The sequence below is a fragment of the Microvirga sp. GN3 genome (assembly GCF_055792825.1).
The window spans coordinates 1-12,044 of sequence record NZ_JBVVAK010000199.1 but is presented as its reverse complement, the minus strand read 5'-3'; the positions used below and the strand labels follow the sequence as shown (position 1 = coordinate 12,044).

At 59.3% G+C, this 12,044-nt stretch carries 10 protein-coding genes and 3 pseudogenes; 3 read left to right on the top strand and 10 right to left on the bottom strand.

Going from position 1 to position 12,044, the window contains the following annotated elements; translation table 11 throughout:
* Positions 1-196 precede the first annotated feature (196 nt).
* From ACS5Q1_RS42445 to repA, 7 genes and pseudogenes are all read right to left on the bottom strand, one after another.
* Entirely contained in the window at positions 197-439 is a 243-nt protein-coding gene (locus ACS5Q1_RS42445) for a helix-turn-helix domain-containing protein (RefSeq protein WP_473103869.1), read from the bottom strand.
* Positions 440-1,031: 592 nt separating this feature from the next.
* Positions 1,032-1,175 (bottom strand): annotated as a pseudogene (locus tag ACS5Q1_RS42440) (IS6 family transposase); the annotation flags it as partial.
* A 91-nt stretch (positions 1,176-1,266) separates the two neighbouring features.
* On the bottom strand, positions 1,267-2,238 hold the full coding sequence (locus tag ACS5Q1_RS42435) for a zinc metalloprotease (protein WP_473103868.1): 972 nt from the start codon (positions 2,236-2,238) through the stop codon (positions 1,267-1,269).
* Positions 2,239-2,266: 28 nt separating this feature from the next.
* A complete protein-coding gene (locus ACS5Q1_RS42430; protein ID WP_473103867.1) occupies positions 2,267-2,941 on the bottom strand; it encodes a hypothetical protein in 675 nt (224 codons plus the stop codon).
* Positions 2,942-3,217: 276 nt separating this feature from the next.
* A pseudogene (locus tag ACS5Q1_RS42425) lies at positions 3,218-3,403 on the bottom strand (DUF6398 domain-containing protein); the annotation flags it as partial.
* Between the two features lie 538 nt (positions 3,404-3,941).
* On the bottom strand, positions 3,942-5,213 hold the full coding sequence (repB, locus tag ACS5Q1_RS42420) for a plasmid partitioning protein RepB (RefSeq protein WP_473103866.1): 1,272 nt from the start codon (positions 5,211-5,213) through the stop codon (positions 3,942-3,944).
* Entirely contained in the window at positions 5,213-6,451 is a 1,239-nt protein-coding gene (gene repA / locus ACS5Q1_RS42415) for a plasmid partitioning protein RepA (RefSeq protein ID WP_473103865.1), read from the bottom strand. The genes repB and repA overlap by 1 nt, the downstream gene beginning before the upstream one ends.
* Before the next feature lie 1,140 nt (positions 6,452-7,591).
* On the opposite strand from repA, the pseudogene ACS5Q1_RS42410 reads away from it, so the two are divergent.
* Positions 7,592-8,083 (top strand): annotated as a pseudogene (locus ACS5Q1_RS42410) (P1 family peptidase); the annotation flags it as partial.
* A gap of 155 nt (positions 8,084-8,238) precedes the next feature.
* Here the strand turns inward: ACS5Q1_RS42410 and ACS5Q1_RS42405 are convergent.
* Genes ACS5Q1_RS42405 through ACS5Q1_RS42395 form a run of 3 tightly spaced genes read right to left on the bottom strand, consistent with a single transcriptional unit; the run spans position 8,239 to position 9,863 of the window.
* Positions 8,239-9,162 carry a recombinase family protein gene (locus ACS5Q1_RS42405; protein WP_473103864.1) on the bottom strand — a complete coding sequence of 308 codons (924 nt, stop codon included), beginning with the start codon at positions 9,160-9,162 and terminating at the stop codon, positions 8,239-8,241.
* A 60-nt stretch (positions 9,163-9,222) separates the two neighbouring features.
* The gene (locus ACS5Q1_RS42400) at positions 9,223-9,654 is read right to left on the bottom strand and encodes a PIN domain-containing protein (protein WP_473103863.1); all 432 of its coding nucleotides are present in this window, start codon (positions 9,652-9,654) and stop codon (positions 9,223-9,225) included.
* Entirely contained in the window at positions 9,651-9,863 is a 213-nt protein-coding gene (locus tag ACS5Q1_RS42395; RefSeq protein WP_201842194.1) for a hypothetical protein, read from the bottom strand. Before ACS5Q1_RS42395 ends, ACS5Q1_RS42400 begins: the two co-directional genes overlap by 4 nt.
* A 376-nt stretch (positions 9,864-10,239) precedes the next feature.
* Here ACS5Q1_RS42395 and ACS5Q1_RS42390 point away from each other — a divergent pair, with 376 nt between their 5' ends.
* The gene (locus ACS5Q1_RS42390; RefSeq protein WP_473103862.1) at positions 10,240-10,758 is read left to right on the top strand and encodes a hypothetical protein; all 519 of its coding nucleotides are present in this window, start codon (positions 10,240-10,242) and stop codon (positions 10,756-10,758) included.
* A 202-nt stretch (positions 10,759-10,960) separates the two neighbouring features.
* Positions 10,961-12,044: PAS domain-containing protein (locus ACS5Q1_RS42385; protein WP_473103861.1), on the top strand; the 1,084-nt coding region annotated here is incomplete at its 3' end.

The following is a 12,044-nucleotide window of genomic DNA, read 5'->3' as shown; positions in this document are numbered from 1 at the left end:
AGGCGGCAGGTCAGATCGGCTCCGAACTGCAGCTTCCGCAGCCGGACCTTGAACAGCTGCTGGCAGCGCGGACAGACCAGATCGATCCGCGTGCTCCCATGATCCTCGAACAAGCTGCCTCCTCACGTTGACGTATGTCCGGAAGCCCTGAAGCATGGCAGTAAGGCGACAAGGAGGCGCCGCCTGTGCGGAGGCTCTAAACGATGCCCCAGGCGCGGTAGCGGGTGCGATCGGTGAGCTCGCGCGGCAGCGCGCCGCCGAGCTGCGTCAGCATCAGATCGATGGCCTTGGGCGTGACCTGCAAGAGCTTCGCCGCGAGCGGCACCGTCACCAGCGGACGCGACAGAAAGGGGTCAGAACAAGAGAGGTTCCTATTGATACCGTAACGTATTACGTAGCAAGAACGAGGGTTGGTGAGCTGACCGAACGGCCTCCGCAAGTGCGGAATTCAGCTTGGAACTTGATGTTCAAGCCGTCATCCAGGGCTGAACACCTGATAGAAAAGCGCACAGCTCTTGGGAGTGTCGTCCACGAGAGCGGCGCTGTCCGGATTAGCCTGATACAGCTGATTGATACAATAGTTTCAAATGTCTACCTGATTGAGGTGAGTACCCTGTTTTCTTCCCGCTGGGCGATTAGTCTACGGGAATTTTTGGAAGGTTGTTGCTCCGTTCTATCTTACCGTATCAATAGGAACTGCTCTTGTTCTGACCCTAGCTGGTCAATGCCTGGCTGAAAGAGAAGCTTGCTCTCCGGCGCTTCCATGTTCGTGGCTTGAGGAAGGTCAGCACCGAAGCCCTCTGGGCCGTGCTGACCTACAACATCCAGCAATGGATTCGTCTGCGCTAGCTTCCACGATTTACCCCCGCACCGCCTGACGGGAGCAACGGGTAAGGCATTCTGGCCCAAGCGTGCATCTTTCCAGGAAGCATCTTCCGCACATCGATCGTGTTCTGTCTTGCTCGCATTACGGGAGCACGGCATGGCCTGAGCTGCGCCAGTCAGTCCATCAGAGGATTTTCTCACAGGTCGAAGAGGGCGGAGGGATCGACCGCGACGCCGCGCTCCTGCATCATCTCGGTGAGATCGCGATAGCTGATCCCATACTTGCAGTACCAGCGCACGCATAGAAGGATGATCGTAACCGGAAAGCGGCGACGCCTGAACAGAGACAACGGGGCGGCTCCTTGGTAAGCCGCCCCTCGTTATAATGCCAAGGTTAATGCAACGGTGCCGAGGAACTTGCCAAGGACTAGCTCCGCGGCGTCATGGGACGGTTATAAGTCCGATTTGCGCGACGTTGTTGCTGAGATCGCTGTCTGAGCCGCTGAATTCGATCCAAAGTCGGTACTGGCCGGGAGTGAGGCCGGCCGGCACACTGAACGTGAGATTTCCGCCCCAGCTGCAGAACGCGCAGAAGCTTGCCCAGTTGAACGTCCCCAATGTAGTTATGAAAGCGCCCGATGTTGGGACCAGAAACGCCCTGAACTGCGGGTTAGGAAAGGTGATCCCGGAGCTCAGATTCTCGACCGAGATATCACGCACCGTGAACGTCGAACCTGCCGCAACCGTCGAAGGGCTGATTGTGGCGAATCGCTTCGCGCCACCGGCGACGCGCAGCGGGAAAATCCCCACGTCGCTCTTGTCCTGGGGCGAGAACCGGAACTGCGCCGAGCGGAACCACCCGACCTTATCCTGGGTGTAGAGCACGTTGCTTACGGTGTCCGGTCCCGTCATTACGGCCGGCGTCGTCTCCTCATGATCGAGGGTCAGCGCATGCCCAAGTTCGTGCAGCGCGATCTCCTGAAAGCCGAGCGAGTATGGTACCTGCTGCTGCGAGGTGAAGAGCGTGATGCTCGGATTGAACATCATGTCTGCTTCGATTATCCGGCCGCATTCGCCGTCGAGCCAAATGATCGTGCGCCCGACGCTCGTGCCCCAGCCCGAGCCGTAAGCGGACTGCATCGAGGCATCCGAGAGCCAGGAGACCACATTGAGGTTGTCGCGTCCGGTCGGCACTGTGGACCGGCGCTCACGATTGATGGACACGATCGGATGTACGGCGTTCCATTTACCCGCCTCGTTCGCGACCATGTCGACCCAGAACTCAGAGTTCCAGAAGATGGCTCGCATAATGAAAGGCCGCTCGTGGAACCCGCAAATCACGAAAGCTTGGGCATCGGCGATGCCGGTCAGGCTGAGCACCACACCCAGCGCGCCAGCCCAGAACCGTACCATAGGCCCCTCCCTTCTCAGCGGTCGAGCATCAGCGAGCGGCACCGAGCGCCCGGATCGCCCTCACAAACTCCTCCGGTGTCGCCCCGGGCAGCTGCTGTTCCGGTACCGTTGCCGTCTCTGCGGCGACAATTTCTCCGGAGACGGTCGGCGCTCGCTCGCTGCCGGCTCTCGATCTGGGATCGGCTCCGTCTGCCGGCAGGAAAGCCCCGAGGCGCAGGTCTCCGTCCTCCACGCCGAGAACGATGCGACCTGTCGCAGTCCGGACGATGTTGCGCCCGGCGTCGACGATGAATACGCCGTTCTCGTCACCCACAGGTCGGCCCGGCTCCGCAAAGCGAATGGAGGTGGCATTCATAGGTCGGCCCGGCTCCGCAAAAACGATATAGGTGGGCCCGGGCACAAAACGCGGAACGTGGGTGACCATCATCACCTCATTCCCGACCCTCCCTCCAAGAGTCGTGAGCGCTACAGAACGCGTCTCGGAGGGCCCAATCAACACCTCGTCGACCTCGAACCGGGTGCGTGTGACGATTAGACCGCGCGGATCGCGCTCGCTTACCTGCTCGGAGGCCCTGCCACGGAACACCAATGATGCCGAGCGGGCGAGATCAGCGAGAGTGGGACGCCATTGGGAAGGACTTGGGCTCACCTGGCCGATAGCGGCCGCAACTGGGTCTGCTGGTGGAGGCTGCTCGCCCGACATTGCGGCCTCCTCAGCTGCGGCAGCCGGAACTCCCCCTGCCGCAATTGGTAGCAAGACCACCCCGATTCGGAACCGGCTACTAAGGTAAGAAAAGAAGCGCGTCATCTGGGATCCTTCCCGACGGTCGCTCAGGTTACAACGATAGCATGAGAACTTTCGGCAGCAAAACAGCCGCCATTTGCCTTCAGTCGAGTTTTTACGGCTGCTGCTAACGCCCTTCGAGTTTCAAAACCTGCCAAGGCTCTAAACGCCACTGGATGGAAGTTCAGGGGCAGGTCAGTCCGCGATCGTCATGTAGGGCTGTGTTAGCTGATCCGAGAGGAAGTTAATCTGCCTTAGAGTATAGATGATGCCGCACGCCCAAGTTCGCGACTGCCCTGAACTAAGCGGACCTGGCCGCTTACGACAGAGCGCAGCCGCCATACCCTGTGCCAGCTCACGATACTCCTCGTCCAGGTGTTCACGACAGAACGCGCATCCGAAAGCTACGCTTCGTCTCGACGGCTAAGCTATTGATAAAATTATGTACAATCGTAACAGAGGGAGCTAAACAGGAACTCACTACGACCTGTGCTTAGGATGCACGCTGTTTTGTCGGACAGCATCGCGAGTGGCTTCGTTTGGGATCAGATCACAGAGGCTTTTGTTGGCCTCTCCTCGTCAGCCGAGCCGCTAAAACCCTTGTTTTCAGAGCATTTTCGCCAGTTGCGGGGAAGCCCTCCCCTTGTCCGCTGGTTAACAGAATGGCTTGAAAGACGTCTTCAAACGGTCGGTTTATCACGCCCTGATGAATGTACATTAGGTTCAGGCGTCCCCACGCCGGGACGGGGCAAGCAGGCAACGTCAAGCGGCGCAACGAGATCCGTGCCAGCTGGTAAAAGTAGCCGATCAGCTCACCTCTCTTGGGTCCAGGGCGACAATCGGATGAAGACAGGCCCGGTTCTAGCCAGCCATAGCGATTAAAGGGCAGCAGAAATGCTGCCCTTTGCTTCGAGTACAGTTAGCCTTCCGATTGCCCAGAGTATTTGGCATACAGAGCATCAAGGTTATTGACAACGAACTCGGCAAAGCCCGCATCGACATTGCGGTCGATCTGCAGCGTGCAACGCTTAGACGTAAAGTTGATTGTTGCCTTGACGCGTGTATCGGAAGCTTCCCAGTAACCAAGCTCAGCACGTGCTGGCCGATCTTTGCGGGTCACCTCCTCGACGAGGGAGTTGAAGCGCTCGTTCGTCTCCCGAGCGTTAAAGGCGGGCGTCTTGATGAACGCCTTCGCTTTCTCTAGCGCGGATGCATCGTTCTGGAACAGTTCGGCCAAGGGCAGCCAGCGTTTGCGACCGATCTCTGGAGCTGGGCCAATCGCGTCGATAACAGTGGCTGGAATCCGTTCGACCACCTGCAAGTACCAAGTGATCTGAGACTGGTTGCTGATGCCGAGCGCTGCCGCAATCGTCTCACGGTTGAACTTCTTCGCTTTCATCGCAGCCGCAAATCGCGCCTTCTCAATGAAGCTCAAGTCAAGTCGGGCGTTATTTTCCTGGCCTTGCGCCACAATGAGCTCAACGTCAGTCAATTGCCTGACGACCGCGCGGATTCTCATCCCGAGCGAAGCGACGGCCTTCAGGCGTCGATGCCCATAAGCAGCCTGGTATCGCCCATCTTGCTGAGGATGAGGCCTCACTAGGATCGGAACAAGCTGACCCTGGCTCTCGATCTGATGTGCCAGATCAGCGATCGACTGGGTGCCATCCTCCATTCGGTCTCGGATGAAGGACTCGTCGATCAGGCTCGGATCTAGTTCAACGACCGTTTGCCCGCTCTCAACGAGTGCCTTCAAGTCCTCTAGTTCGTGTGAGTCGTCACGAACCATTGTACTTAAGCGCTTCATCACTTGGCTTGTAGGCGCACTCTGCCGAAGCAGACTTTTGGACACTGTCTGAGAAGTATTCTCAGTTTCAATCTCGCTCCCGACTTTCTGAGGTACCGCCGTAACCGTTTCAGGGATCTCCACGAGCGTCGCGGAGACCGTCGGGGCAATATCAGAGATCTCAAGATCGGTACTCAGGGTCGCTGAAGCCCCCTCCCCCGCCCCTGATTTTCTGTCAGATGGCTCTACGATAACGGGAACGCCACTTGGCCCGGGCTCAACAGTTAACTCGGAGATGGTTTCGGAGACAGCCCGCAGCTTGTCTTCATATGCGGGCTCCGGATTCACAGGATCAGACTCTTCCGTGTTGAGGAACGCTGCCAGTCGCTTCGCACTCTTTGCCATTAGATCCTCCCCCAGGCCTGCAGAACCAGCGTTTCGATATCGCGGTTGACGGCGTTCATGGACTCAATCGCGCGGTCGATTGTGCCTTTCGTAAAGTCCGCGCGCTCGGCTTCGTAAATGGTCTTCTTCATAATGCCGGCATCTGAGACGGCAGTGCTCTTTAGCATTTCATTGTCAAGAACATAGTCTCCGAACATCTTACGGAGATACTGAACCATTTGGGCTTGAGGCACATCGTTTGGCTCATAGCGGGTGACGAGATATTTGAGCCAGTCGTACTCTGTATTGCCGCCCGCATCTTTAAGCACGCTTAGCAGGTCCTTGGTCATCGTTAGGAACTGAGCCATAGACATCACGTCCATCATTTGTGGATGAACCGTGATCACGATGCCTGTCGCGGCACTGAGAGCTGAGAGCGTCAGATATCCCAATTGAGGAGGACAATCGATCACAACGAGATCGTAGTTATGATGCACGGTCTCAAGCGCGCCGTTTACGCGGTCGAAGAAGCGCTTTCCCTCCTGCTTGTTCTGGAGAGCCATTGGCACTTCGTGCTCGAACTCCATGAGCTCGAGGTTCGCAGGGATAATTTCCAAGCCCTCAATATAGGTTGGCCGGATAATGTCCTTGAGCGGAATTCTCGCACCGGAGTAGCGGATATTTCCATAAAGGGTCTGGTTCTCTAGGACGTCGAGCTCTGGATGGAGGCCGTGGACGGCTGAGAGGCTCGCTTGCGGATCCAGATCGATGGCCAGAACGCGATATCCATTTATGGCAAGATACTGCGCCAGATGAGCCGCAGTTGTGGTCTTTGCTGATCCGCCCTTGAAGTTCGTGCAGGCGATCACCTGAAGGTGTTCGCTACCGCTACGGTGTTTCAAATACTGCCGCTCCCCTTTCGCATTTGCGTCGAGATACGCACGCAGGGTCGCGACGTCCTTGAGGGAGTAGAGGCGTCGGCCATTCGGCTGTATCTCCACGTCAGGTCCCTTCCCGTCCAGCGAGAGCTGCCGCAGGTAACTGTCCGCGACACCAAGGAGCTTAGCGACCTCTCCAGACGTCAGCTTGCGAAAGGACTTTTGAGCCCGCGGCGGAAAAGCGGTTTCAAGCTGCCGGTGCAGGTTTTTGGAGAGCTTGGTTGCATGCTCTCCAATGAGGTCGAGCCCCACACGGGACGGCCGATTGGATGTTGAGCTGGCAGATACCTGACCTTCGCTCTTGAGCTGAGGCAGAGCCATCAAGGTACTCCTTCTTACGGAAAAGTGCCGGCGAGCGGCCGAATTCCGTCTCATCAAATGCAGAGAACGTTAACATCAGGTTAAAATAGGGCTGCCCGAAACGAGACGTCGGCCACCTTCTTCTGCTGAACCGTTCTTGCTAAATAGCTGTTGATCAAAGAGAACTCTCAGCGACAGAGTGTTTTAAACACATGTAAAAAACTCTGCCTGCCGTCCCCGGAGGCGACGATCAGAGCTTCGTCAACCTCGCCCGCCTGCGACCGCCGGTCTGATTCGAATTTGCCAAGTATGCTGCATCAAACCCTGCAGCAAGGTGGTCTGAAATAGTCCATCCCTTCCCTACTGGCGTAGTCCGATCCGCATACCGTGAAACCAAGAGCACCCAAGGAACCACATCAGGCTGTCCAAGCCTGATTTCCAGTCGTGCGAGTTTTACACCGCCTTCGATTTTACACGTGTAAAATCCGGGTAGAGCAGCTCTCGCTTCTGGTTGGTCGGCCCGACGTCAACGACGTCGGTCGAGTACAAGGCGGCGCAGGCATCGCTTAGCCGATGCAAACGACTCTCAGCCATTAGGTTTTTACACGTGTAAAAACTGCAGCGACAGCCTCACATCCATCGGGCGACGTCAGTAGAGGCGCCTTTAGCTTCTATTGCCCTGCCCTTTTCAGCACCAAGGACAGTTTTGAGATCCTGATATCTGGCTGGTATAATGTCGACCGTGTGCTTCAGCTACTGTTCCTTGATTAGATGACCGCCATGTGTTGTCAGGTCCGGAGCCGCAGACCACAAGACATCGTATTTTACACCTGTAAATTCGAGGATGCGAGTCAAAGCCCCTCCCCTTCATACCGGGGGCCGCCGACAACTGTTTGACATGCATGCTGGCGGTGCAAAGTGCTCGCGGCTAAGAGAAACCCAGGCCAGATGGAAGACCGCCGTGTCACCACGGTTTCCGCCCCGACGTTTCTAACCCAAAACGATGTGATCCTCCCAGGCTCGCACATGAAGCTTTTTACACGTGTAAAACGCACCATTGGTGGGCCCATCCCTTATCAGGTTGATTGCTGGTACTAGATCAAGGGGACGTGCAAGCTCACTTGTTAACCATGGGTCTGGAAGTGAGCTACTTCCGTCATTACTGCCAGCCACCGGGTTCCAGGGACTGATATCGTGGTCGGCGCCATCGCGGCTGTGAATGCCGTGGGCGACATCTACCATCCCGACTCCCGCCAGATCCTCGCCGGCGCCAGACGAGAGGACGGGCAGGGGTTCCGCGTCACGATGGCGGCTATTATGGATGGCTACCGCGTCGTAACATCTCCTGGCAGCAATACGACGATCGGAGCGGTGGCCACAAACGTGCCGTTCAGCAGGACCGAGATGAGCAAGATCGCGCAGATGGCCCATGACGGCTTTGCCCGCACCATCAATCCGGTGTACACGATATCGGAGGATGATACGATCTTTGCCCTGTCCTCCGGCAAGGCCTCATCCTTCCGGGCCGATGTTTCGGCCATCGGGGCAATCGCTGCCACCGTAATGGCCCATGCCGTGGCCCGTGCCGTGGTGCAGGCCGAGAGCCTGACCGAGCATCAACTCCCGGCCCGCATAGACTATGTGAGGGGGTGAACAGAGCCTTCGGAGTTGGTCGCAGAGAACCGGAAGGAACCTGAGAGCGCTTCGACTCCCCGATAGCTATCTTTCAGTCTCAACGAAAGCGGCCCGCCGCGGGTGGGCCCGCTTCACCTTAGGCCTCGTGCGTTAACCATATCTGCTGGCACGCGCTACTCCGCGTCGTGCACGGATGCCGGCGGACTCAGCCCAGCCCTTCGCGCTCGATCGAGTTGCTGCTTGACGGACGAGGCGTTCCATTTCGTCCCGCCGCGCGGGGTTCGCTCGCGCATGCGTTCGAGTTGGGCCGCAATGTCCCGCAGCGACAGATCCGGATCGGCTATGGCAATGCCCGCGATCAGCGTCATGAGCCGGTCGGCAGAGGAGCGGGGAGGGGATTTCTGAAGCAGCCCCGGATCAGCCATGCGCTGCGAGACCAGTTTCCGAACAGCGCGACGAAGGCGCTCCTCCGTCCAGTTCTGGCCCCATCCATTTAGAACCTGAACGACGTTGGCCCAGGGGTGGCTCGGCCGCAGCTGCTTCACCGTGGGCATCCACCGATCGGCCGAGGCAATGAGCGGCTCAAGATACCGCTTCTCTCGGGCAAGTGTCAGCCGGCGGATGGTTTCCGGGCGGTGTTCGCGAACCCTAGGGTTGCCGAGAACCTTCCCGCGGGCCTTAGCAGCCCGTAGCCCGGCCTTGGTGCGCTCGGAGATCAGCGATCGCTCGAGTTGGGCCACCGCACCGAGGACCTGCAGCGAGAACATGCCCTGAGGCGTCGAGGTATCGATCGGATCCTGAAGTGATTTGAAATGCGCGCCCTTCTTCTCCAGCCCTTCGATGACCTCAAGCAGGTGGCTCACCGATCGTGCCAACCGGTCGAGGCGCACGACCACGAGCACGTCCCCAGCCCGGATTTCCTTGAGCAGCTGAGCGAGAACCGGACGGGCCCGGGACGCCCCGGAACCGTGCTCTTGATGGATTATCCCGCAGCCGGCCGCCTTGAGCTCGATGAACTGAGCGTCCGTCATCTGGTCCTCGGTCGACACGCGGGCGTAGCCGATCAGGCGCCGTTTCGGGGCAGGGGAGGGGGCCATCAGAGTCGCTAATCTCGGTCCAGTTCTCGGACTCACCATAAAGCACGCAACGCCCGGAGCTTATACCGCCGCCAACAGGTTTGAGGTCGACCATGAGGGCCAGCCCGTTCCCGCGAAATCGCGGTCATGGCTCCATAGGTCGGCATCCAAGGTCCAGGCCAGCGCCAGCAGATGAGCGTCAGTGATGCTGCCGTTGCGGGATGCCGGAGCGTTCCTGAGCGCCATTTCGGCCGTCGCCGTGTCTTCGTCGGCCACGTCCTCTCGGGCAATGATGGTCAGCAGATCAAGCAGGCTTTCCAAAACGGAGAGATCGTTGGGCCTGACATGCCCAACCACCTTGTAGGCCTCGTCAAACGCTTCCTCGCTTGTGATCAGGCTCCGCCGCCCTGAGATCAGATCCAGATGTGCGCCGGTCGTTGATCCCAGGACCGCAGCCACGAGGATATTGGCGTCGACCACCAAGGCCGCCGGGACCCCGCGTGGCCGGCTCAAGGGCCGAACTCGCGATCAAGGGCGGCTTGCTCCTCAGGGGAGCGCTGGGACTGCGCCTTCGCCAGCGCCTGACGAAACCGTGCGCGAGCCGCCTCGGAGGCGGGGCGCAGGGGAACGAGCAGCGCGACTGTCCGCCCGTCGCTCTGCACCGGAACAGCTCCGGGCAGCTGCTCGATCGAGGTCGCAGACAGTTTCTGGAGCTCTCTCATGGTAATCGCATATGCCATGTTATGTATGTAAACCCGTAGGGCGCAGTTTTCAAGCAGCTTGGCCACCGCTTGTACAATTGCAGGAGATGCGTGCCAACGATCGTTTGCAACCGTTTCTCAAGTCCTTTTGTTAACCAGCCGGGGAAGGAAGGACTTCCCACAAGCGTGTCGAAATGGCTTAAAACAAGGGCTTCTGCCGCCATTGAGCGCCCGTGATGCTCGTTGAGGCGGCTCCAGACCTGCTCGCCAGCGGCACCGGTCTCGACCTCTGCGGATGGCGCGTTGCAGAGCGCTGGTCTGCCGCATCCTTCATCGTAGCAAATCCTTGTTTTGCTTCTTCCCGTTAAGCTATAGCTTCTTGGATCAATCACTTAGCTTGAGGGGACAAGCGTGGCTTTCGGGGAGCAGGGGAGGGGACTTTGACGACGAGCCGTTCCTGGCGCCCCGCACTTATGATCTGCCCGAACTGCCGTGGGAGACCATCGCCGGACGGCTGGAGGCGATCACGATCAGCATCCTCCGGTTTGACGCCCGCCTGGAGGCCTCCGGTCTGGCCGCTGGTTGGCAGTCCCGTTGCGACATGACCGAGGCGGTGCGCGCCTTGATCCTCGACGGCCATCTCGTCGATGTCGGCGACCTGGTGCTGCACGATGCCGGCATGGACGTGCGCCACCCCACCCACGAACTCACTCGGGCCGCTGCCGCCCTGCGAGCGCGGCGCACCGCCACGGCCAGGAAGGCGCCGTGGCCGCTCTCCATTGACGGCTTGGCCGCCCTGCGCGGTATCGGCGGTGTGGCCGAGGACACGATTGTCCGCTCTAAGGGGGAGCATAAGGATCTGTGGGGCGGTCGGGGATGGAGCGGTTTTCAGAAGATAGCCGTCGCCACACGATGACTGGCTCACCAAGTGAGGGCTGCCCCTGTGCGCCATAGCCGCCCCACAATTCCTCATGCTCCCCCTGCTGCTGCCGCTTTACCCGCAAAGTCGATCGGGACAAACTACCTTCGCGGCCAATGGGGCGACTGGGCAGGGCGAGCCGGATTGTGCTCCGTCGCTCCGGAACTGGGAATACAGGCATGTCCCTGCGAGGCGCAACATGCGGACAGAGCAGAACCAAGCGCAAGGTCATGTGGCTTCGCCGCCAATAGCCAAGTCGCGTGTTCTTCCGGTCCTTAGCACCGCCATTGCTGTCGGGGTCTTCATTCTCGACACAATGACCCCCGCAGAGGTCGCCGTCGCCGTGCTGTACGTGGGTGTTGTGCTGCTCTCGGCCAGGTTTCTTCAAGGGCGCGGCATCGCGCTCGTGGCCCTGGTGTGCGTGGCGCTGACGATACTCAGCTATGTGCTGTCGCAGCACGATGCATTGCCAAACGTCGCCCTTTCAGACTGCCTTCTCAGCCTTGTGGCAATCGGCGTGACGGCTTTCCTCGCCGTGCAAAGCCGATCGCGAGAAATGGTGCTGCGCGAGCAGGCCGGGCTGCTTGATCTCACCCACGACACCATCTTCGTGCGCGACCTGAACGACGTCATCACCTACTGGAATCGCGGCGCCGAGGATCTGTACGGGTGGAACAAAGGGGAAGCTGTCGGCCAGATCTCTCACCAACTGACGCAAACGATCTTCCCCATACCGCTCGCAGAGATCACGGCCGAGTTGCTCCGCGCTGGCCGCTGGGAAGGGGAACTCGTCCACACGAAGAAAGACGGCACGCAGGCAATTGTGGCGAGTCGGTGGTCTCTGCAAAGGGACGCACGGGGCCGTCCTGTCGCGATCTTGGAGACCAATAACGACATCACTGAACGCAAGCGGGCGGGAGAGGCACTGCGGGAGAGCGAGGAGCGCTTTCGCACCCTCGTGCAATTCTCCTTCGACTTGTACTGGGAGACCGACGCGCAGCATCGCTTCATCCGCCAGGAGTTCGCCGAAAGCCTCGCCGACGCGCCGGCGCTGGGCTCCGAGATCGGGAAGACGCGCTGGGAGGTGCCCTATCTGGAGCCTGATGAGGAAGCCTGGCGCAAACACCGGGAGACGCTCGACTCACACCTGCCGTTCCGGGATTTCGAGCTCGCGCGGCCTACGCCCGACGGCGGCAAGCGCTACGTGTCCGTCTCGGGGCTGCCGGTATTTGACCAGACGGGGCGCTTTATCGGCTACCGCGGCGTCGGGCGGCATATCACCG